A 21,148-nucleotide genomic window follows, 5' to 3' on the forward strand; every position below is an offset into this window, starting at 1 on the left:
GTCGGGGAAGTCGTCGCTGGCGTTCGACACGATCTTCGCCGAGGGCCAGCGCCGTTATGTCGAATCGCTATCGGCGTACGCGCGTCAGTTCCTCGGCCAGATGGACAAGCCCGACGTCGACTTCATCGAGGGCCTTTCGCCCGCGGTGTCGATCGACCAGAAGTCCACGAACCGCAACCCGCGGTCGACGGTCGGCACGATCACCGAGGTCTACGACTACTTGCGATTGCTGTACGCCCGCGCCGGCACCCCGCACTGCCCGGTATGCGGTCAGCGGATCGCCAGGCAGACTCCTCAGCAAATCGTCGACCAGGTGCTGGCGATGCCGGAGGGCACCAGGTTCCAGGTGCTCGCCCCGGTGGTGCGGACGCGCAAGGGCGAGTTCGCGGACCTGTTCGAGAAGCTCAACTCCCAGGGCTACAGCCGAGTGCGCGTGGACGGAGTCGTGCACTCGCTCACCGATCCACCGAAGCTGAAAAAGCAGGAAAAGCACGACATCGAGGTGGTCGTCGACCGGTTGACGGTCAAGCCGTCAGCCAAGCAGCGGCTCACCGACTCGGTCGAGACCGCGCTGCGGCTCGCCGATGGCATCGTCGTGCTGGAGTTCGTCGATCACGAGCACGGGCATCCACACCGGGAGCAGCGCTTCTCGGAGAAGCTGGCCTGTCCCAACGGCCACCCGCTTGCCGTGGATGATCTCGAGCCCCGATCGTTTTCGTTCAATTCGCCGTACGGCGCCTGCCCTGAGTGTGTGGGGCTGGGTATCCGCAAGGAGGTCGACCCGGACCTCGTCGTGCCCGACCCGGACCTGACCTTGGCCGAAGGCGCGGTGGCGCCCTGGTCGAACGGCCACACCGCGGAGTACTTCACGCGGATGCTGGCCAGTCTCGGCGAGTCGATGGGCTTCGACGTAGACACCCCGTGGCGCAAGCTGCCCGCCAAGGCGCGCAGGGCGATCCTGGAGGGCAGCGACGAACAGGTGCATGTCCGCTACCGCAACCGCTACGGGCGCGTCCGCTCCTACTACGCCGACTTCGAAGGCGTGATGGCGTTCTTGCAGCGCAAGATGGAGCAGACCGAATCCGAGCAGATGAAGGAGCGCTACGACGGCTTCATGCGGGACGTGCCATGTCCGGTGTGCGACGGCACGAGGCTGAAGCCGGAGATCCTCGCGGTGACGCTGTCCGCGGACGGGTACGGAGCCAAGTCGATCGCCGAAGTCTCCGAGCTGTCGATCTCCGAAGCCGCTGAGTTCCTCAACGCGCTGACGCTCGGCCCCCGAGAACAGGCCATCGCCGGGCAGGTGCTGAAGGAAATCCAGTCACGTCTCGGTTTCCTGCTCGACGTCGGGCTCGAATACCTGTCGCTGTCGCGGGCCGCGGCGACGTTGTCCGGCGGCGAGGCGCAACGCATCCGACTCGCCACGCAGATCGGCTCCGGGCTGGTCGGAGTGCTCTATGTGCTGGACGAGCCGTCGATCGGACTTCACCAGCGCGACAACCGTAGGCTGATCGAAACGCTGATCCGGTTGCGGGACCTGGGCAATACGCTGATCGTCGTCGAGCACGACCTCGACACCATCGCGCACGCCGACTGGATCGTCGACATCGGCCCGGCCGCCGGTGAGCACGGCGGCCAGATCGTTCACAGCGGCACCTACGATGAGCTTTTGCGCAACAAGGACTCGATCACCGGCGCCTACCTGGCCGGCGACAAGAGCATCGAGGTTCCTGCGATCCGCAGGCCGGTCGACCGGCGCAGGCAACTCACCGTTGTCGGTGCCCGCGAGCACAATCTGCGCGAGATCGACGTGTCGTTTCCGCTCGGCGTGCTGACGGCGGTCACAGGGGTATCCGGCTCGGGCAAGTCGACGCTGGTCAACGACATCCTCGCGGCGGTGCTGGCCAACAAGCTCAACGGCGCGCGGCAGGTGCCCGGCCGGCACACCCGCACGACGGGGCTCAACAGCGTCGACAAGCTGGTCCGTGTGGACCAGTCGCCGATTGGGCGTACGCCCCGGTCGAATCCGGCCACCTACACGGGCGTCTTCGACAAGATCCGGACGCTGTTCGCGGCTACTACTGAGGCCAAGGTCCGCGGTTACCAGCCGGGGCGGTTCTCCTTCAATGTCAAAGGCGGTCGCTGCGAGGCCTGCACCGGCGACGGCACGATCAAGATCGAGATGAACTTCCTGCCGGACGTGTATGTTCCGTGCGAGGTTTGCCACGGCGCCCGCTACAACCGGGAGACCCTGGAAGTCCACTACAAGGGCAAGACAATCGCCGAAGTGCTCGACATGTCGATCGAGGAGGCGGCGGAGTTCTTCGAGCCGATCACATCGATCCACCGGTATCTGCAGACGCTGGTCGACGTGGGTTTGGGCTATGTCCGGCTGGGCCAGCCGGCGCCGACGCTGTCCGGGGGCGAGGCGCAGCGGGTGAAGCTCGCCGCCGAGCTGCAGAAGCGGTCCACCGGCCGCACGGTGTACATCCTCGACGAGCCGACGACCGGACTGCATTTCGAAGACATCCGCAAGCTGCTCGGCGTCATCAACGTCCTTGTCGACAAAGGCAATACCGTCATCGTCATCGAGCACAACCTCGACGTGATCAAGACCGCGGACTGGATCATCGACATGGGTCCCGAGGGTGGTTCGGCCGGCGGCACCGTCACCGCGGAGGGGACACCGGAAGATGTGGCGGCCAATCCCGACAGCTATACCGGGTTTTTCCTCGCCGATGCGCTCGGCCTGCACGCACCGCGCCGGCGAAGGGTCGGGGCCTAGATACCCGCTTTCGACAGCGCCGACGGGAAGCGTGGGCTGATCCAGGTGCCCCCGAGCCAGCTGGTCAGCTCGTCGGCCCGCCGCTGTAGTGCCCGGTGACCGTCGCGGCCGGGATCTTCGAGTAGTTGCAGCTGCACCCGGCCGTCGGCGTCCTGGCGCCAGCCACCGACCACGCGGCCGTTCCACCACGCGGTCGGCCCGGCATTGCCTGTCCTGTCGAACACCTGCTTGCTGTGTTCACCCAGGTACCAGTCGCGGTCGAACCAGCCCATCGTCGTCACGTCCAGGCCGGGCAGTAGCGCGCCGTACGGCCCCGAGTCAGGCTCGGGCTCGAGGTCGTCGGGCAACACGAATCCGGGAGCGCCGTGCATGTCCACCGCCACGGCGCCGACATCGCGCAGCGCGTGGCGAGTCGCGGCCAGGGTCGTGCCGAACCACCACTTGATGTCGGCGACGCTCGCAGGCCCGAACGCCCTCAGCCAACGCTGGAGCAGGTCGGCGCGGGCCGTCTCGGGTGTCCTCGGTTCCGGCACGCGGCCGAGCCACTTACCGGTGCGTACCCAGCGCGACCTCGATGTGGTCCACGCCCCGTCGTTCGGTCCACGGACAATGTCGCCGCGCACCGACAACACCGTCAAGACCCGTGGGGCAAGAGGTGTCTGGCCACCCCACCGTTTGCCCGGCGCATAGTCGATGGTGCCCGCCAGCTCCGGGCGCGCGGTCCGAAGCTCGGTGCTGCTCGCCGCGCCGTGTTCGTCGAGGTGCGTCAGCACCGCTGCGCAGGCGCGGTCCAGCCGCGCCTCGCCGTCGGCCGCCACGCCGGCCTTCTGGACGTCGGCGATCAGGCGGCGGCGCTCGCTGTCGGCGACCCGGTCGCTGGCCGCGGGCTGGATGACAGGCAGGTCGTCCACCAACACCAGCCACAGCGTGCGTCGCATCGCCAGGTGCCTGACGACGGAGCGCCGGCGGTATAGCTCCTCGTCGAGGGTTTCGGTCGTGAAGCCCGGGCTACGTGCCCACAGAGACAGATACGGTGTCGCCGGGTCGGTGGCGTGCAAACCGACGAGCGACGCGCTGATCGCGGTCAGGGGCCGAGGGGTGTCGGCGACAAGAAAGTGGCGGCGCGCCAACCGATTCCGGCGCTCGTCAGCACTGAAGGAGCGCACTTCAGCTGTCGTCGGAGCGCATGGACTCGCGGATCTGCGCAAGGCGTTCTGCGGCCGCTCGCCGGCGCGCCTCGTACTGCTCCTCGACGGCGCGGCCCTCCGGGCTCTCGGCGTCGAGTTCGGTGGAGCCGATCGCGGTGCCGTAGCGATTTTCGATCTTCTCCCGCACCGACTCGAACGTCGGCACGCCCGAGTCGTTGTAGCCGGTGTCTGCGGGAATCGTCGGTTCGTCGGGCATGTGGTCACCGTACGCCGGCTATCGCCCCGCGGCCTGCTTGCGCGGTGCCGGCGCGGTCGCAGGCGGGCTGCGCGGCCGCCGGAACCCAGCGGTTCATCAGCGAAGCGTGGTGGAGCAGTTCGGCCGGATTCATCGGGGCTTTGCGAGCGGGAACGGCAGAGTGTCGCGGATGCTGCGGCCGGTGATCATCATGACCACGCGGTCCACCCCCATGCCGAGGCCGCCGGTCGGCGGCATCGCATACTCCATCGCTTGCAGGAAGTCCTCGTCGAGCTCCATCGCCTCCGGGTTGCCTCCGGCGGCGAGCAGCGACTGCTCCTGCAGGCGGCGGCGCTGCTCGACCGGGTCCGTCAGCTCGCTGTAGGCGGTGCCGAGCTCGACTCCCCACGCAACCAGGTCCCAGCGCTCGGCCAGGCCGTGCTGACTGCGGTGCGGCCTGGTCAGCGGTGACACCGACGTCGGGAAGTCCTTGTAGAAGGTCGGCCGTTCGGTGTGCTCCTCGACCAACCGTTCGTAGAGCTCGAGTACCACGGCGCCGGCGTCCCAGTGGGTCAGGTAAGGGACGCTTGCCTTATCGGACAACAGGCGCAGCGTTTCCAGGTCGGTCTCCGCGTCGACGTGCTCGCCGAGAGCCTCCGACACCGCGCCGTGCACGGTCTTGACCTCCCACTGACCGGAGATGTCGACCGGCTCGAGGGTGCCGTCCGCTCTGGGGCGCATGACGACCTGCTCGCCGTTCGCGGCCCGAGCGGCGTTTTGGATCAGCTCGCGGCAGCCATCCACCCAAACCATGTAGTCGGCGTGCGCCTGATATGCCTCGAGCAACGTGAACTCGGGGTTGTGGCTGAAGTCGACGCCCTCGTTGCGGAACGCGCGGCCCAGCTCGAACACACGCTCCACCCCGCCGACGCATAGCCGCTTGAGGTACAGCTCCGGCGCGATGCGCAGATAGAGGTCGAGGTCGTAGGCGTTGATGTGGGTGAGGAACGGCCTGGCGTTGGCGCCGCCATGGATCTGCTGGAGTATCGGCGTCTCGACCTCCAGGAATCCCTTGCCGACAAGGGTTTCCCGGATCGCCTGCAGCACCCGGCTGCGGGCCGCGATCAGCTCGCGGGCCTCGGCGTTGACCGCAAGATCGAGGTAGCGGGTGCGCAGCCGCGCTTCGGGATCGGTCAGCCCCTTCCATTTGTCGGGCAACGGCCGCAGGCATTTTCCGATCAGCCGCCACCTGCACACGATCAGCGACCGGGTTCCGTTCTTGCTGTGCCCCATCGTGCCGGTAACTTCGACCAGGTCGCCGAGGTCGACGACCGCGAAGTCCGCGATGCTGCCGGCTTCGAGAAGCGAATTGTCCAGCAGCAGTTGGACTTCGCCCGACCAATCGCGAAGCTGAGCGAACAGCACGCCGCCGTAGTCGCGGATGCGCAGCACCCGCCCCGCGACCGTGACGGGGGTATGGTCGCCGGCTGCCAGCTCTTCCAGGGCCTGCGCCACCGTGTGGCTGGGCGCCCGCCCCACCGGATAGGGGTCCACGCCGTCTTTGCGCAGGGTGGCCAGCTTGCCCATCCGCACCCGCACCTGCTCCGGCAGCCGCGGCGGGGTTTCCGCGGATTGCGGCGAGTCGACTTGCAGTTCGCCGAGATCCGGTGCGCTGCCGTCATGATGCAGAATCCCGGTGGCCATGACCCGTTCGGGCACCTGGGTGTGGTGGCCGGTATGCGGCCTGTTGCGCCGCGAGAACGGCAAGACCAGAAAGCCCTCCGCGATCACCGACGCGACGCCGACCCGCGGGATCAGACGGGCATCTTCGTAGCAGGCGTATCGCGGTACCCAATCGGGCTGATACTTCATGTTCGAGCGATAGAGCGTTTCCAGTTGCCACCACCGGGAGAAGAACACCAGGAATGCGCGCCACAGCCGGGCCACCGGCCCGGCGCCGAGCCGGGTGCCCTCCTCGAAGGCCGAGCGGAACATCGCGAAATTCAGGGAAATTCGTGTCAGCCCGAAACGCTCCGACTGTAGGCACAGCTCGCTGACCATCAGCTCGATCGTTCCGTTCGGTGACTGTGGCGAGCGGCGCATCAAGTCCAGCGACGCACCGGTGTTGCCCCACGGGACCAGCGACAGCATCGCTACGACGTCGTCGCCGCGTACCGCCTCCACGAGCAGGCAGTCGCCGTCGGCGCTGTCGCCCAGGCGCCCCAGCGCCATTGAGAAACCGCGCTCGGTTTCGGTGTCGCGCCAAGCATCCGCGCGCTTGATCACCTCGACCATTTCGTCGCGCGTGATGTCACGGTGGCGCCGGATCCGCACGGTAAGCCCGGCACGCCGGGCGCGGGTGACGGCCTGACGCACCCCGCGCATCTCGGGGCCCGACAGCCGGAACCGGTCGGGATAGAGGATCGCCTCGTCGCCGAGCTGCAGCGCGTTGAGGCCGGCCAAACGGTATGCGTGCGCACCGTTGGAGCTTGCGCCCATCACGCCCGGGGCCCAGCCATAGGCCTTGCACAGCCGCAGCCACGCGTCGATCGCGTGCGGCCAGGCGCGTGGATCGCCGACCGGGTCACCGCTGGCCAGGCAGACACCCACCTCGACGCGATACGTGATCGCCGCGCGTCCGTTCTCGGCGAACACCACGGCCTTGTCGCGGCGGGTCGCGAAGTAGCCCAGCGAGTCGTTCTTGCCCCACACCTCCAGCAGACCGCGGATCGCGGACTCGTCCTCACCGGTGAGCGCGTTTTCGGCGCGCTGGGACTGGAACAGCACGATCGCGGCCGCGATCAACGCGAGGGCGCCGAACAACCCCAGGAGTGCATTGAGTAAGACGTGCGGGTGACCGGTGAAAAGTTCCGGATCGACGCTGGCGAAGCCGATCACCCGGTTGACCGCATACGGCAGGCGGTCCTCGCGGGCCAGTGTGCCCGGGAACATCTGGAGCAAGCCCCACGCCACCGTGATCCCGATCGCCATCCCGACTACCAGGACCGCGGCGGCCTTGACCAGTGCGCCCCGGCGGACCTTGGCGTAGAACTCCTTGTACGCCAAGAGCAGAACCGCGATGGCCGCCAGATGCAGCACCAGGCCGAGACTTTCCCCGAACGTCTGAAACCGGGTCTCGTCGCCCGCCACCAGGTAGACGACGTTGTAGGCGACGGCGAGGAGCAGATTGAGCACCAGCACCCACCACGCGATGCGTTTGCGGGCGGCCAGCGCCCCGGCCAGCAGCGCCAGCACGAACGCCCACGCGAAGCTGGTGTCGGGGAAGTTGAACAGGTAGTTGTCGATGAACTCGCGGGGGATCCTGATGGTGTGCCGCACCAGAGGGGACACGCTCGACAACAGCGACAGCGTGGCGATGATGCCCACGATCCAACCGGTGATCGCCGGCACCCTCGCGAGGACAGATGTCGGCCGACTCGTGGTGACGGTCATAGGCCGCGAGGATATTCGCTCGTCCTTTGAATTGGTTGTCACCGTACCGGCCCGGTGTACTTTTCTCCGGGTCCCCGGCCGGGTTCGTCGGGAACGGCGCTGTATTCGCGGAACGCCAGCTGCAGGCTGTTGAGTGCGTCACGCACCGGGCGGGCGTGGGGGCCGAGATACTCCGCGGACGCCGTCACCAACCCGGCCAGGTCGGTGATGAGCCGGCGCGCCTCGTCGAGATCGCGGTCCGGACTCTCGCCGGGGTCGTCCGATGACAACCCGAGCTTCTCGGCAGCGGCGCTCATCAACATTACGGCGGCGCGCGTGATGACCTCCACCGAGGGAATGCCGGCCAGCTCGCGGATGTTAGGGCTATCGGTCATGCCTGCTAGACTGGCATGTGCGACCGTTCCTGAGTGTCTCAGGGACAGCAAGTGGAGTCCCGCTCCCACCGTTGGCCACACCGGCTCAACGGTCCGGTCACCGGCACCGTCGGGTGCTGGTTCCGCGCACCGCGCGGGCGGCCAAGCGCCGTGATCGGTCGGTATCGGGCCCCGCCTCACGCGGGGCCCTTTTGCTGACAGCGTGACGCTCAACCGCTGTCAGCTGATTCACCTGGTGAACTGTCGAACCAAGAGATGTCCAACCCAGGGAGGCCCCATCAGCACTGAGACCCGCGTCAACGAGCGCATCCGAGTTCCCGAAGTCCGCCTCATCGGACCCGGCGGCGAGCAGGTAGGGATCGTGCGCATCGAGGACGCCCTTCGCGTCGCCGCGGACGCCGATCTCGACCTTGTCGAAGTCGCCCCGAATGCCAGGCCGCCGGTCTGCAAGATCATGGACTACGGCAAGTTCAAGTACGAGACGGCGCAGAAGGCGCGCGAGTCTCGCAGAAACCAGCAACAGACCGTCGTCAAGGAACAGAAGCTCCGGCCGAAGATCGACGACCACGACTACGAGACCAAGAAGGGTCACGTGATCCGCTTCCTGGAAGCCGGGTCGAAGGTCAAGGTCACGATCATGTTCCGTGGGCGTGAGCAGTCGCGGCCCGAGTTGGGCTACCGGCTCCTGCAACGGCTGGGCGCCGACGTCGCCGACTACGGCTTCATCGAGACCTCCGCCAAGCAGGACGGACGCAACATGACGATGGTGCTGGCGCCTCACCGCGGCGCGAAGACTCGCGCGCGGGCGGCACAGCAGGCCAGCGGTAATCCGAACGGCCGGCAAGAGACCGAACCATCACAGAACTAGAACTGAGGAAAGATGCCCAAGGCGAAGACCCACAGCGGCGCCTCCAAGCGGTTCCGGCTGACCGGAACCGGCAAGATCATGCGCCAGAAGGCCAACCGCCGCCACCTGTTGGAGCACAAGCCCACGACGCGCACCCGCCGACTCGAAGGCCGCACCACGGTGTCGACCGCTGACGCCAAGCGCATCAGGGCGATGCTGAACGGCTGAGGTTGCGACCAGACCTTCAGCGCGGCTGAGCCGCGCCAACGACCTTTGTAAGAACGAGAATAGGAACACCACTCATGGCACGCGTGAAGCGCGCAGTCAATGCCCAGAAGAAGCGGCGCACGATCCTCAAGGCCTCGAAGGGATACCGGGGCCAGCGGTCGCGGCTGTATCGCAAAGCCAAAGAGCAGCAACTGCACTCGCTGAACTACGCCTACCGTGACCGGCGTGCCCGCAAGGGCGAGTTCCGCAAGCTGTGGATCTCCCGGATCAATGCGGCCGCAAGGGCCAACGACATCACCTACAACCGACTGATCCAAGGCCTCAAGGCCGCGGGCGTCGAGGTCGACCGCAAGAATCTTGCCGAGATCGCGGTGAGCGATCCGGCTGCGTTCGCCAGGCTGGTCGAGCTCGCCAAGGCCGCGCTGCCCGAGGACGTCAACGCGCCATCGGACGCCGGAGCCGCAGGACCCTCGGCATCAGGCTCCGGAGAGGCTGCCTAACCTCTGGCCACAGCGCCGCTATTGACCGAGCGCTCGTCGCGGGTAGTCGCCGCGGCGAAGCTGCACCGCCATGTTGCGCGCAAGCGCACTGGCCGCTTCCTCGTCGAAGGGCCGAATCTGGTCGAGGCCGCGCTGCGCAGCGGCGCGGTGCGCGATGTGTTCGTGACCGAACAGGCGTTGCGGCGGTTCGGCGCCGTGCTGGCGGATGTTGGCGTGCCTGTCCACCGGGTGACCGAGCGGGCCGCCAAGGCGTTGTCGGACACGGTGACCCCGGTCGGGCTGGTGGCGGTCTGTGAGCAGTCCGGCACGACGCTGGAGCAGGTTCTCGCCGACCGACCGGGTCTGGTCGCCGTCGCGGTCGGCGTGTCGGAGCCTGGCAACGCCGGCACGCTGATCCGGCTGGCCGACGCGATGGGGGCCGACGCCGTGGTGCTGGCCGGTCACAGCGTGGACCCGCACAACGCCAAGTGTTTACGCGCGTCAGCGGGCAGCGTCTTCGCTGTTCCGGTGGTGGTCGCTCCTGACGCGGCGGATGTCGTCGCCAGTCTCGCCCGGGCCGGTATCCAGGTGCTGGCGACCACCGTCGACGGCGAGACGGACCTGGACGACGCCCAGCCCCTGCTGAGGCGGCCCACCGCATGGCTGTTCGGGCCGGAGGCTCACGGCCTGCCAGACGACGTCGCCAGACCGGCGTCACACCGCATTCGCATCCCGATGGCGGGCCAGGCCGAAAGCCTCAACGTCGGTGCGGCCGCGGCCATCTGCCTGTATCAGAGCCTGCTGGCCCGGCGCCGTTAAGCCGCGTGCCCGCGGCCCGCGCCGGCCGCAGCCCCGCGAGCGAGAAGGTCGTGTGCACCAGGGAACCGGCGCGTTCGACCAAGCTCTTGCGCCGCGGGAAGTAGTGCATCGGCAGGCCGCGGCGGTCGCGCGGCGGAGCGGTGAATCCGGGTGCTTGCGGCAGTGGTGCGTCGGCGGGCTGCCTGCCGGCTGCCCGCCGATAGGCGGCGAGCGCACGGGGGTGCAGGCGAACCTCGTCGGGCACGACCAAGAACGCCACCTCGACGGCCTTGCCGAACAACCGCAGCAGCACCTCGTCGCCGGGCGTCCATCGCATTCCGGCTTTCTCGCGCACGACCGGCTCGAAGAGGCCTGCGGCGATCCAGCGCTGCCCGGCCACCAACGGTTTGAAAAGCTGGTCCCACATCGGTGTGGGCATCAACACGAACCTCGGCTTCGGGATCCGCATCGCGAAGATGTCCAGCGTCGCGCGGTTGATCTGCAGTTCCTCGCGGCAGACCCGGTCCCAGTAGTCCTGGAACTGCTCCCATGTTTCGGGCACCGGCCGCATGCTCATGCCGTACATCCGGTACCAGTGCACGTGCTCGTCGAACAGCTGCCGCTTCTCGGCGTCCGTCAGCCCGCCGCAGAAGTATTCGGCGGTCTTGAGCACGAGCATGAAGAAGGTGGCGTGTGCGCCCAGTAGAACGTCTCGGGATTCAGCGCGTGGTAGCGGCGCCCCGCGGAGTCGACGCCCTTGACGGTGGTGTGATAGCCCCGGATCTGTTCGCCGGTTCGCGAGGCGCGCTCGCCGTCGTAGACGACGCCCATGATCGGGTACACCGACCGGGTCACCCGTTGCAGTGGCTCGCGCAGCAAGATCGAGTGCTCCTCGACGCCCGCCCCGAGCTCCGGATACATGTTCTGCAGGGCGCCGATCCAAACGCCCATCATCCCGGTGCGCAGGTCGCCGAAGTATTTCCACGTCAGCGAGTCAGGGCCGAGCGGGTCGGCGGGCGTCGGTGATCGCGCGACCATCGCTACGCGCCCGGTTCTTCGCCCGAGTGGCTCATCGCTACCTCCCGCGTGGTGCCGGTGACCAAACAATAATGTTGACAACGCACGTTGTCTACAAACCGGCGGCGTGTCACGGGGTCTGTTATCGACTGGCTATCCGCACGCCGCAGACGCGTGACCAGCGAGTTCGGGGCGAGATTTCGTCGCGTCCCAACCGGGCTCTACCCTGACGACTGTGAAGCTCGAGCCGTTCGGCGAGCGATCCGGCGGCCTCGGGGAAGTTGGCGGGACACCCGATCATCGGCCGGACCGCCCGCTCGAGCGGCGCAACAGCGCCGTGTCCTGGCTGACGAGCACCAACCACAACCCCGGGGTGATCGCCTTTCTTCGCCGCGCCCGGAAAGCGTTGCCGGGCGATCCACATTTCGGCGACCGCCTGTCGGCGTCGGGCTTCGGCGGTCCGGAGGCCGCCGCCCGCGCCGCGGACCGGCTTCTGGGTGACCGCGACGCCGCTTCGCGCGAGGTGAGCCTCGGCACGCTTCAGGTGTGGCAGGCGTTGAGGGAGCGGCTGAGCAGCCGACCCCAACACCAGGAAGTCACGCTGGTGTTCACGGATCTTGTCGGCTTCTCGGCGTGGGCGTTACGCGCCGGCGACGACGCGACGCTGAGGTTGCTCCGTCAGGCCGCACAGGTCGTCGAACCGCCGCTGCTGGAGGCGGGTGGCCAGGTGGTCAAACGCATGGGCGACGGGATCATGGCGGTATTTCCCGACCCGGTCCGCGCCATCGGCGCGGTGCGGACCGCCCGTAGCGCGCTGAAAAGCGTTGAGGTGGAAGGCTATACACCGCTCATGAGGGTGGGCATCCACACCGGTCGCCCGCAGCGCATCGGTTCGGACTGGCTGGGCGTCGACGTCAACGTCGCAGCGCGCGTGATGGAGTCCGCCGGTAAAGGGGGAATGCTGATCTCCGGCGCCACGCTGGAGCGGCTGTCGCCTGAGCAGCTCGACGAGCTGGGTGTCACCGCCAAACGCGTGCGTCGCCCGGTGTTCTCCCACCGGCCCAGCGGCGTGCCCGCCGACATCACGATGTACCGTCTCGAAACTCGCAGACAGTTGCCAGCCGTCGATACCGTCGAAGACGGTTCATCGCGGGCATAGTGGATGGGGATGCTTTCGCGAATACTGCCCGCCGTGACCCGGTTGCGGGTGACTGTCAGCTACGCGCTGATGCTCGTCGCCGTCGCAACGACGCTGCTGGTGCTCGGCCCACGTGTCAGGGACGTCGTCATCCGCCACATGAGCACCAACCTGCACAATCTCTGGCACGGGCACATCGTGACGTTGATCGGCAGCGCATTCGTCACCGAAAACGGCCCGATGTGGTTCTGGCTGCCCGGGCTGGTTGCCCTGTTGGCGGTTGGCGAGCTGCTGTGGCGCAGCGGCCGCGTGTTCGTGACGTTCGCGCTCGGGCACGTCGGCGCCACGTTGATCGTGGCGGTCGGGCTCACCGCTGCCATCCGATTCGGTTGGTTGCCGATCTCCGTCGAGCATGCCAGCGACGTCGGCATCAGCTACGGCGCGGAGGCCGTGCTGGGTGCGCTGACCGCCGCGGTGCCGGCCAAGTGGCGGCCCGCGTGGATCGGTTGGTGGCTGGTAGTCGGGCTCGTGGTGGTGGTGCTCACAGATGACTTCACCAACGCCGGCCACTTCGTCGCGCTGGTGCTCGGAATGCTGCTGTCGACGCGGTTCCGCACAACCGTGCGGTGGACCCGAATCCGGATTGCGCTGCTGGGCCTCGGCGGATCGTTCGGCTATCTGATGCTGGTCAACACCGCGGTCACGGCGGTGGCCGCGCCGCTGGCAGGCGCCGTCGGCGCGCTGGCCGCGCACTGGGCCTTCCGGCGCTACCGTGTGCGCCGATTGCGCAGGTCAATCGCGATTGCGCCCGCGTTGATCCCGGAGCCGGCGCTTTACGACTGACGGTGCGCCCATGCGGATCACCTATGATCGCCGGGTGGCTGATCAGCCCGTTGATCTCTCCGACGAAGCGCTGACCAAACAGGTCAGTGCGGCCCGTCACGCCTTCGATCTGGCCGGCGATCTCGACGCGCTGGCCCGCGCGAAGACCGAGCACCTCGGCGACCGATCGCCGCTGGCGCTGGCCCGCCAGGCGCTCGGCACGCTGCCGAAATCCGACCGCGCCGACGCGGGGCGTCGGGTCAACGTCGCGCGGGCGGAGGCCCAGCGTGCGTTTGACGAACGCCTCGCGGCGCTGCGCGCGGAGCGCGACGCCGCCGTGCTGGTCGCCGAACGCATCGACGTGACGCTGCCGCCGACGCGCCAGCCTGTCGGTGCGCGGCACCCGATCACCATCCTGGCCGAGCACATCGCCGACACGTTCATCGCGATGGGCTGGGAGGTGGCCGACGGGCCCGAGCTGGAGACCGAGCACTTCAACTTCGACGCCCTGAATTTTTTGCCAGACCATCCTGCGCGCAGCATGCAGGACACCTTTCACGTCGCACCGGAGGGCTCGCGGCAGGTGCTGCGCACACACACGTCGCCGGTACAGGTCCGCACGCTGCTGGAACGCCGGCTGCCGGTGTACATCGTGTCGATCGGCCGCACGTTCCGCACCGACGAGCTCGACGCCACCCACACGCCCGTGTTCCATCAGGTCGAGGGCCTTGCGGTGGACCGGGGGCTGACCATGTCACATCTGCGCGGCACGCTGGACGCGTTCGCGCGCGCGGAGTTCGGGCCACAGGCCCGCACCCGCATGCGGCCGCACTTCTTCCCCTTCACCGAACCGTCGGCGGAGGTCGACGTCTGGTTCGAGAACCGCAAAGGCGGTGCAGGCTGGGTCGAGTGGGGCGGCTGCGGCATGGTCAACCCGAATGTGTTGCGCGCCAGCGGCATCGATCCGAACGAATACTCGGGCTTCGCGTTCGGGATGGGGCTGGAACGTACATTGCAGTTCCGCAACGGAATCCCCGACATGCGCGACATGGTCGAGGGTGATGTGCGATTTTCGTTGCCGTTCGGGGTCGGAGCCTGATGCGGCTTCCCTACAGCTGGCTGCGCGAGGTCGTCGCCGCCGGCGCTCCTGGCTGGGATGTGGCGCCCAAAGAGCTCGAGCAGACCCTGACCCGGATCGGCCACGAGGTCGAGGAAGTCATTCCGGTCGGGCCGGTCACGGGCCCGCTGACGGTCGGGCGCGTTGTCGAAATCGAAGAGCTTGCCGAGTTCAGCAAGCCGATCCGCGCCGTCAAGGTCGACGTCGGTGAGGAGCGTCCGCGCGATATCGTATGTGGTGCAACAAATTTCGACGTGAACGATCTCGTCGTGGTCGCACTGCCGGGCACCAGGCTGCCGGGTGAATTCACGATCACATCCCGCAAGACGTACGGTCGCACCTCCGACGGGATGATCTGCTCGACGGCCGAGCTCAACCTCGGCACCGACCATTCCGGCATCTTGGTGCTGCCGCCGGGGACGGCCGAACCGGGCGAGGACGCGGCCTCGGTGCTCGGGATGGACGACGTGGTCTTCCACCTGGCACTTACGCCGGACCGCGGATACTGCCTGTCGGTGCGCGGCATGGCGCGAGAGATCGCATGCGCGTACGACCTCGACTTCGTCGACCCGGCCGAGGTGCCGCCGCTGGCCGCCGACCGGGAGGCCTGGCCGCTGTCCATCGACCCCGGAACCGGTGTGCGGCGATTCGCGCTGCGGCCGGTGACCGGCATCGAACCGGGCGCAGTGTCGCCCTGGTGGATGCAGCGCCGGCTGCTGCTCTCGGGCATCCGGGCGATCTCGCCGGCCGTGGACGTGACCAACTACGTGATGCTCGAACTCGGGCATCCGATGCACGCCCACGACAGCAGCCGGATCTCCGGCCCGCTGCGGGTTCGGTTCGCCAAACCGGGCGAGAAGGTCACCACGCTCGATGACATCGAGCGCACGCTGGCCCCCGGCGACGTGCTGATAGTCGACGTCCTCGCGACGGCGGCGATCGGCGGCGTGATGGGTGCCGGCACCACCGAGATGCGCGACGACTCGACCGACGTGCTGCTTGAAGCCGCGGTCTGGGACCCGGCCGCGGTGTCACGCACGCAGCGGCGGCTGCATCTGACCAGCGAATCCGGGCGGCGTTACGAGCGGTCCGTCGACCCGGCGATCTCGGTGGCCGCCCTCGACCGGGCCGCGGCGCTGCTGGCCGATATCGCCGGCGGCACCGTGCAACCCAAGCTCACCGACTGGACCGGCGACCCGCCGCGCCGGGACTGGTCGATGCCGCCGATCGAGATGCCTGCCGACTTGCCCGACCGCACCGCCGGTGTCGACTACCCCCACAGCGCCACGCGCAAGCGACTGGCACAGATCGGCGCGTCCGTCGCCGGTGACGTCCAGTTGACCGTCACGCCACCGAGTTGGCGCCCGGATCTGTTGCAGCCGGCCGACCTCGTCGAAGAAGTGATGCGGCTGGAGGGCCTGGAGATGATCCCGTCAGTCCTGCCGCTGGCGCCGCCCGGGCGGGGGCTGACCCCGAAGCAGAGGCGACGCCGCGCGATCGGCAAGTCCCTGGCGCTGTCCGGGTATGTCGAAGTCCTGCCGTCGCCGTTTCTGCCCGCCGGGGTGTTCGACCAGTGGGGTCTGCCGCCCGACGACCCGCGCCGCGACACCTCTAAGTTGCTCAACCCGCTGGAGGCCGATCGCCCCGAGCTCGCGACCACGCTGCTGCCGGGTCTGCTGGAAGCACTGGCGCGCAATGTGTCGCGGGGGACCGTCGATGTCGCGCTGTTCTCGATCGAGCAGGTCGTGCAGCCCACCGAGCGGACGCGGCCGATCGATCCGCTGCCGGTGGACCGGCGTCCGAGCGATGGCCAGATTGCCAGCATCGACGAGTCGCTGCCGCGCCAGCCGGAGCACGTCGGCGTGGTCCTGTCCGGGCTGCGGGAACCGCGCGGCCCGTGGGGGCCGGGACGGCCGGTCGAGGCGGCCGACGCGTTCGACGCCGTGCGGGTCATCGCGCGGGCCGGTGGCGTGGAGCTGACGCTGCGGTCCGCCGAGTATCTGCCGTGGCATCCCGGCCGCGGCGCGGAAGTGCTGTACGGCGACACAGTCGTTGGGCATGCGGGCCAACTGCATCCGGCGGTGGTCGAGCGCAGCGGGTTGCCGCCGGGCACGTCCGCAGTGGAAGTCGACCTCGACGCGATACCGATCGTCGAGACGCTGCCCGCACCCCGGGTGTCGCCGTTTCCAGCGGTTTTCCAGGACGTGAGCCTTATCGTCGACACCGACGTGGCCGCGCAGGCCGTGATCGATGCCGTGCGCGCAGGCGCGGGGGAGCTGCTCGAGGACATCCGGCTGTTCGACGTCTACACCGGGCCGCAGATCGGCGAGGGCCGCAAGTCCCTCACGCTGGCGCTACGGTTCCGCGCGCCCGACCGGACGCTCACCGAGGACGAGGCAAGCGCCGCCCGCGACGCCGCGGTGCAACAGGCGGCCGAGACGCTCGGCGCCGTCCAGCGCCGCTGAATCAGAACGGCGGGGGCATGTTGCATTCGGCGACGTGGGCGGGGTGGCTGTGGGGGCGCACGCGTTGAGCAGGCGATGGTGGCGGCACAGGCATTTGCGGTTCCTGAGAAGTTGCCGATACATCCCCAACTTGCCCAGCGGAGGGATGTCGCTATCCGAGGCGAGGGAACAGCGCTAGCGCGTTCGTGCGGTTGATCGCAGTCGAGGTCTGTTGGTCGAGGCCCGGGTAGGAGTCCAGTCCGGCCGCGAAATACTGGGCGGCGACCAACGGTGCGAAGGGCCAGTCGGATCCAAATGTGATGTGGCCGGGGTCGGCGAAGGCGAGAAGGGTCGGCAGGGCGGCGGCGCTTGCCGACAACGCAGTGTCGAAATAGAAGCTGGAGAAATCGGCGAGGACATCCGCAATGCTTCGGCCCGTGTCGGCGAAGATCGCGAGGGCCATCCGGTGTGAGGCATACGGGACGAACCCTCCGGCGTGGCTGAGGATGAACCGGATGTTGGGATAGCGCGTACGGATGCCGTTGCGTACCAATAGGTATGCGGCCCGAGTGGTGTCGAGGAGGAAGTCGGCGGCGAACGGCGGCACGCCGGCGACCACCGGCCCGGGGAGCTCGGCGGGGTGGATGAACGCGACCGCGGATCTAGCATCCAGCGCCGCAAAGAGCGCGTCCTGTCCGTCCTCGCCGAGGTAGCTACCTGCGGAGTTGGCGAGCAGGATCACGCCATCGGCCTTGAGTTCGTCGAGCGCACGGACGACTTCTGCGACGGACTTCTCGACATGCCGCATGGGCACGGTGGCGAAGAACCCGAACCGATCGGGGTGCGCGGCAACCAGTGCGGCTGAGTAGTCGTTGAGGTCGCGGGCCAGGGCGGCAGCGTCGGCCGGGTCCGGCAGGATGGTGGTGCCGGGGGTGGAGACCGAGACGATAGCGGTAGCGATGTCGAGGTCGGTCATGGTCTGCAACGCCGTCTCGGCGCTCCAGTCGGGTATTTCGCGTCCTCCGGCTTCGCCGATTCCCGCTTTGTGCAGCGCTTTGAGGTAGTCGGGCGGGATGAGATGCTGATGGGTGTCGATCCTGGGCATGGTTTGTCCTTCGCGTGGGTGGGCTAGTGGTCGTTGACACTCCCGCCGCTGAGGGCGGGTGCGGCGTCTTCGCGGCGAATGAGTGATTGGGCCTCCGTCTGACCCGGACGGGCGGCGCCGCGGATGCGATCGATGACTGCGCCGGGGTCACCTGGAGCGGTGTTGTTGCGCCAGGCGACGTGCTGGTCCGGGCGGATCAATACCAGGTCGCGCTGATACAGCTGACGGGCGTGGGCATCGCGGACGTCGACCACGTCCAACGGGACTTTCCGGTCGGCGGCCGCGGCCACGATCGGGGCGACGTCGATATCGGCGAAGCGGAGCAACGTGAAACCCGTGCCGAGCAGGTCGAAGATTGCCCGGCCATCCTGGAGGAACAGGCTGGGCGGACGTGCTCCCGGCCAGCTGCTGGGGGTGTAGGCGTGCATCGTCTGGATCGGAGGGGTGCCGGATTCATGCCAGATCAACGGCGACGTGTCGTAGCGGTACCCGAACTCGATGCCGTCGGCCTCGTTCTCGAGGTTGCCCAGATCGAGGATCTCCCGGGCGAGCCGTCGGCGGCTGCGCTCTCCGGCCCAGCCCTCAGAATGAATTGCCTTGCGGTAGGCGGTCTTGATGGCCATCCGCACCAGGAAGTGCCGGCCGGAGGCTTCTCTGTTGCGCACGGCGACCGGCCTGCGTTCGGCCTCGTAGGCGGCGAGCAGGCCCTCGGTACCCCAGCCTTGCAGGATCGCCGCAAGGGCCCAGCCCAATCCGACGGCGTCGCCGACGCCGGTGTTCATCCCGTACCCACCCGTCGGGACAACACAGTGTGCCGAGTCGCCGGCCAGCCACACGCGACCCCGCCCGTAGCGTTTGGCGACGGTCAGCCGTGGCCGCCAGGCGTTGGCCACGATGACCTCGCAGTCGAACTCCGTGCCGAGCCGGTCGAACAGAAACTGCTTGGGGTCGATGGCGTCGGCGTCGACCCCGATGCCCAGCGGCATGTGCATCGTCCAGGTGTCGCGGTCGTTCTGCGCGATGAGCGTCCAGCCCTGCGGCCCCTGGGTGTGCCAGGCGGTACCGAACCGTTCGAAAAGCCCACGGTCCGGTGAGGTGAAGTGGACCAGGTACACCCGCCCGTCCATCGGCATCTCACGGTCGTCCAGGTAGGCCCGAATCAGGGCGGGGGCGAGCTGACCGATGCCGAGCTGGCTCGCCAGCAGGCGGCGCAGATCGATCTCGTCGAGCCCGATGCCCAGCCCTTTGCGGACAACGCTGCCGGCGCCGTCGCAGCCGGCGAGAAACTGCGCGCGGATCCGGCGGGTCTCCCCGGTTGCTGTGCAGCGGATGACCGCGTCGACGCCACGTGCGTCCTGGGTGAACGAGGCCAGCGCCCAACCGAAACGGACGTCGATGTGCTCCGCGCGGGATTCCAGCAACCCCTTGAGCGCCGGTTCGAGCACCACCTGTGAAACCCGCATCGCAGGCTCGAGCGCCTGGGTGCCGTCGTTGCGCTCGCGGATCTGGGCGCGGCGCTGCTCGACGCTGGGGTAGGCGAAGCGCGCCAACTCCCAACCGGCCAACGTCGTGACCCAGGACACGTCCAAGGGATGATCTTCGGGCACGGCCACTTGACGGAGCTCATCGGCCACACCGAGCCTGCGGAACAACTCCATGCTTCGGCTGTTGGTGATGTCCATCTTCGGGTGCCGGGTCGTGTCGGGATTCCGCTCGACAACGATCGCGTTGACCCCGTGATGCTCTAGTTCCAGCGCCAGCGTGAGCCCGACCGGGCCGCCTCCGGCAATCAGGACGGCGACCTGTTCGACGGTCGCGGGGTCGGTGCCGGTGTTGGTGGCCATGATCGTGTCCTCAGGGGTCGCTGATCCGCTATTGAACAATAGTGTTCAAAATAAGTCAATATCGTCTTGGGATGACCGGAAGCTGATCCAACGGGACGGACCTGTATCCTCGGCTTCGTTCCCGGTTACCGACGCGAAGGCCACACCCGTGACATCCATGGAGCAGCGGATCAGCGTGGCCGCGGTGCGGCTGTTCACCGAGAAGGGCGCCACCCATGTGACAGTCAGCGAGTTGGCGAACGAGGCCGGGGTCGCCCGCGGCACGCTGTACCGCAACTTCGACTCCACCGAGCAGATATTCGACAAGGTCGTCGCCGACTTCAACGACGAGATGCACGAGCGGGTAACGAGGACCTTCGTCGGCATCGACGACTCGGCGGTGCGACTGGCCATCGGAGTGCGGTTGTGGGTGCGCTACGCGCACGAGAACCCGCTGATGGGACGGTTCGCCGTACGGTTCGCACTGACCGAGCAGTCACTGCGGGCCATGTTCGCCGGGCCACCGATGCGCGACTTGAGTGCGGGCATCGCCGCCGGTCGCTACCACGTCGGTGAATCAACAACTCCCAGCATCGCCTCGCTCGTGATCGGCGCTACCGTCAGCGCCATGTGGATGGTGCTGGAAGGCCATCAGACCTGGCGCGAGGCCGGGTCGTCGACCGCCGAACTTCTACTGCGCGCTCTCGGTATAGACCCGGCCGAGGCGCACGAGATCTCGATTGCCGAGCTGCCACCCCTCCCAGCGATCTGATCCACAGAAACGTCGCCCCGCAACCGATCGGGACGCCCTGCCAGTCAGTTTCTTGATACCGGCCCACCACATCCTCGCGCGGTGATCTTGACAGCGGGTGAGATGCAAGAGAATGAATTTGCGATGGCGTGCATAATCATGCAGAATCGGCCGCATGACGACCGTGTCGGTGGCGGGTGCCAGCGGCTACGCCGGCGGGGAGATCCTACGGCTGCTGCTCGGCCATCCGGGCTACTCCGACGGACGCCTGACCATCGGCGCACTGACCGCGGCAAGCAACTCCGGCAGCACAGTGGCCGACCACCACCCACACCTGCTGCCGCTGGCATCGCGGGTCCTTCAAACCACCGATCCGCGTGTGCTCGCCGGCCACGACGTCGTCTTCCTGGCCCTCCCGCACGGCCATTCGGCCGCGCTGGCCGAGGAACTCGAACCCGACACGCTGATCATCGACTGCGGGGCGGACTTCCGGCTCACCGACGCCGACGCGTGGCAGCGGTTCTACGGGTCGGCTCACGCCGGCAGCTGGCCGTACGGGCTGCCCGAGCTTCCCGCCGGCCGTG

At 67.9% G+C, this 21,148-nt stretch carries 16 protein-coding genes and 2 pseudogenes; 11 read left to right on the top strand and 7 right to left on the bottom strand.

Annotated elements, in window-relative coordinates; genetic code table 11:
• Positions 1-2,785 (top strand): excinuclease ABC subunit UvrA (gene uvrA / locus VKG81_RS14960; RefSeq protein WP_324397203.1); only part of this gene is annotated, 2,785 nt, incomplete at its 5' end.
• Here the strand turns inward: uvrA and VKG81_RS14965 are convergent.
• The 4 genes from VKG81_RS14965 to VKG81_RS14980 all read right to left on the bottom strand — a co-directional run bounded on the left by VKG81_RS14965 (position 2,782) and on the right by VKG81_RS14980 (position 7,995).
• A complete protein-coding gene (locus VKG81_RS14965; protein ID WP_324397205.1) occupies positions 2,782-3,951 on the bottom strand; it encodes a winged helix DNA-binding domain-containing protein in 1,170 nt (389 codons plus the stop codon). The genes uvrA and VKG81_RS14965 overlap by 4 nt on opposite strands.
• 1 nt (position 3,952) lies before the next feature.
• Positions 3,953-4,189 carry a hypothetical protein gene (locus VKG81_RS14970; protein WP_324397207.1) on the bottom strand — a complete coding sequence of 79 codons (237 nt, stop codon included), beginning with the start codon at positions 4,187-4,189 and terminating at the stop codon, positions 3,953-3,955.
• Between the two features lie 129 nt (positions 4,190-4,318).
• Complete coding sequence (gene lysX / locus VKG81_RS14975) at positions 4,319-7,621, bottom strand: bifunctional lysylphosphatidylglycerol synthetase/lysine--tRNA ligase LysX (RefSeq protein WP_324397209.1); 3,303 nt, start codon at positions 7,619-7,621, stop codon at positions 4,319-4,321.
• Between the two features lie 38 nt (positions 7,622-7,659).
• Positions 7,660-7,995: a DUF1844 domain-containing protein gene (locus VKG81_RS14980; RefSeq protein ID WP_324397211.1), complete on the bottom strand. Its 336-nt coding sequence runs from the start codon at positions 7,993-7,995 to the stop codon at positions 7,660-7,662.
• A gap of 277 nt (positions 7,996-8,272) precedes the next feature.
• On the opposite strand from VKG81_RS14980, the gene infC reads away from it, so the two are divergent.
• The 4 genes from infC (at position 8,273) to VKG81_RS15000 (ending at position 10,368) form a co-directional block, all read left to right on the top strand.
• Positions 8,273-8,863: a translation initiation factor IF-3 gene (infC, locus tag VKG81_RS14985; protein ID WP_324397227.1), complete on the top strand. Its 591-nt coding sequence runs from the start codon at positions 8,273-8,275 to the stop codon at positions 8,861-8,863.
• A 12-nt stretch (positions 8,864-8,875) separates the two neighbouring features.
• Positions 8,876-9,070: a 50S ribosomal protein L35 gene (rpmI, locus tag VKG81_RS14990; protein WP_324397213.1), complete on the top strand. Its 195-nt coding sequence runs from the start codon at positions 8,876-8,878 to the stop codon at positions 9,068-9,070.
• 74 nt (positions 9,071-9,144) lie between these two features.
• A complete protein-coding gene (gene rplT / locus VKG81_RS14995; protein WP_324397215.1) occupies positions 9,145-9,570 on the top strand; it encodes a 50S ribosomal protein L20 in 426 nt (141 codons plus the stop codon).
• 3 nt (positions 9,571-9,573) lie between these two features.
• Positions 9,574-10,368: an RNA methyltransferase gene (locus VKG81_RS15000; RefSeq protein WP_324397229.1), complete on the top strand. Its 795-nt coding sequence runs from the start codon at positions 9,574-9,576 to the stop codon at positions 10,366-10,368.
• On the opposite strand, the pseudogene VKG81_RS15005 reads toward VKG81_RS15000, so the two are convergent.
• Positions 10,307-11,385, bottom strand: a pseudogene (locus tag VKG81_RS15005) (oxygenase MpaB family protein). The gene VKG81_RS15000 and the pseudogene VKG81_RS15005 overlap by 62 nt on opposite strands.
• Before the next feature lie 214 nt (positions 11,386-11,599).
• On the opposite strand from VKG81_RS15005, the gene VKG81_RS15015 reads away from it, so the two are divergent.
• From VKG81_RS15015 to pheT, 4 genes are read left to right on the top strand one after another with little or no spacing between them, the layout of a single operon-like run.
• Positions 11,600-12,523: an adenylate/guanylate cyclase domain-containing protein gene (locus VKG81_RS15015; protein WP_414685290.1), complete on the top strand. Its 924-nt coding sequence runs from the start codon at positions 11,600-11,602 to the stop codon at positions 12,521-12,523.
• 9 nt (positions 12,524-12,532) lie between these two features.
• Entirely contained in the window at positions 12,533-13,345 is an 813-nt protein-coding gene (locus VKG81_RS15020; protein WP_324397217.1) for a rhomboid-like protein, read from the top strand.
• Positions 13,346-13,379: 34 nt separating this feature from the next.
• Complete coding sequence (gene pheS, locus VKG81_RS15025; RefSeq protein ID WP_324397219.1) at positions 13,380-14,423, top strand: phenylalanine--tRNA ligase subunit alpha; 1,044 nt, start codon at positions 13,380-13,382, stop codon at positions 14,421-14,423.
• Positions 14,423-16,906 carry a phenylalanine--tRNA ligase subunit beta gene (gene pheT / locus VKG81_RS15030; RefSeq protein WP_324397221.1) on the top strand — a complete coding sequence of 828 codons (2,484 nt, stop codon included), beginning with the start codon at positions 14,423-14,425 and terminating at the stop codon, positions 16,904-16,906. Before pheS ends, pheT begins: the two co-directional genes overlap by 1 nt.
• Before the next feature lie 151 nt (positions 16,907-17,057).
• On the opposite strand, the gene VKG81_RS15035 is transcribed toward pheT, so the two are convergent.
• The gene (locus VKG81_RS15035; protein WP_324397223.1) at positions 17,058-17,990 is read right to left on the bottom strand and encodes an amidohydrolase family protein; all 933 of its coding nucleotides are present in this window, start codon (positions 17,988-17,990) and stop codon (positions 17,058-17,060) included.
• A gap of 23 nt (positions 17,991-18,013) precedes the next feature.
• Positions 18,014-19,834, bottom strand: coding sequence for an FAD-dependent monooxygenase (locus tag VKG81_RS15040; protein WP_324397225.1), 1,821 nt, complete (start codon positions 19,832-19,834; stop codon positions 18,014-18,016).
• 157 nt (positions 19,835-19,991) lie between these two features.
• Here VKG81_RS15040 and VKG81_RS15045 point away from each other — a divergent pair, with 157 nt between their 5' ends.
• Both VKG81_RS15045 and VKG81_RS15050 read left to right on the top strand, forming a co-directional pair.
• Complete coding sequence (locus tag VKG81_RS15045) at positions 19,992-20,585, top strand: TetR/AcrR family transcriptional regulator (RefSeq protein ID WP_324397233.1); 594 nt, start codon at positions 19,992-19,994, stop codon at positions 20,583-20,585.
• 154 nt (positions 20,586-20,739) lie between these two features.
• Positions 20,740-21,148: pseudogene (locus VKG81_RS15050) on the top strand (N-acetyl-gamma-glutamyl-phosphate reductase); the annotation flags it as partial.

The organism is Mycobacterium sp., assembly GCF_035314905.1.
In the GTDB taxonomy this organism is placed as follows: Bacteria; Actinomycetota; Actinomycetes; order Mycobacteriales; family Mycobacteriaceae; genus Mycobacterium.

Bases quoted from the DNA above. Each gene is read 5' to 3' on its own strand.
- VKG81_RS14970 (WP_324397207.1), bottom strand. From the start codon at position 4,189: ATGCCCGACGAACCGACGATTCCCGCAGACACCGGCTACAACGACTCG.
- lysX (WP_324397209.1), bottom strand. From the start codon at position 7,621: ATGACCGTCACCACGAGTCGGCCGACATCTGTCCTCGCGAGGGTGCCG.
- VKG81_RS14980 (WP_324397211.1), bottom strand. From the start codon at position 7,995: ATGACCGATAGCCCTAACATCCGCGAGCTGGCCGGCATTCCCTCGGTG.
- rpmI (WP_324397213.1), top strand. From the start codon at position 8,876: ATGCCCAAGGCGAAGACCCACAGCGGCGCCTCCAAGCGGTTCCGGCTG.
- rplT (WP_324397215.1), top strand. From the start codon at position 9,145: ATGGCACGCGTGAAGCGCGCAGTCAATGCCCAGAAGAAGCGGCGCACG.
- VKG81_RS15020 (WP_324397217.1), top strand. From the start codon at position 12,533: ATGCTTTCGCGAATACTGCCCGCCGTGACCCGGTTGCGGGTGACTGTC.
- pheT (WP_324397221.1), top strand. From the start codon at position 14,423: ATGCGGCTTCCCTACAGCTGGCTGCGCGAGGTCGTCGCCGCCGGCGCT.
- VKG81_RS15035 (WP_324397223.1), bottom strand. From the start codon at position 17,990: ATGCCCAGGATCGACACCCATCAGCATCTCATCCCGCCCGACTACCTC.
- VKG81_RS15040 (WP_324397225.1), bottom strand. From the start codon at position 19,834: ATGGCCACCAACACCGGCACCGACCCCGCGACCGTCGAACAGGTCGCC.
- VKG81_RS15045 (WP_324397233.1), top strand. From the start codon at position 19,992: ATGGAGCAGCGGATCAGCGTGGCCGCGGTGCGGCTGTTCACCGAGAAG.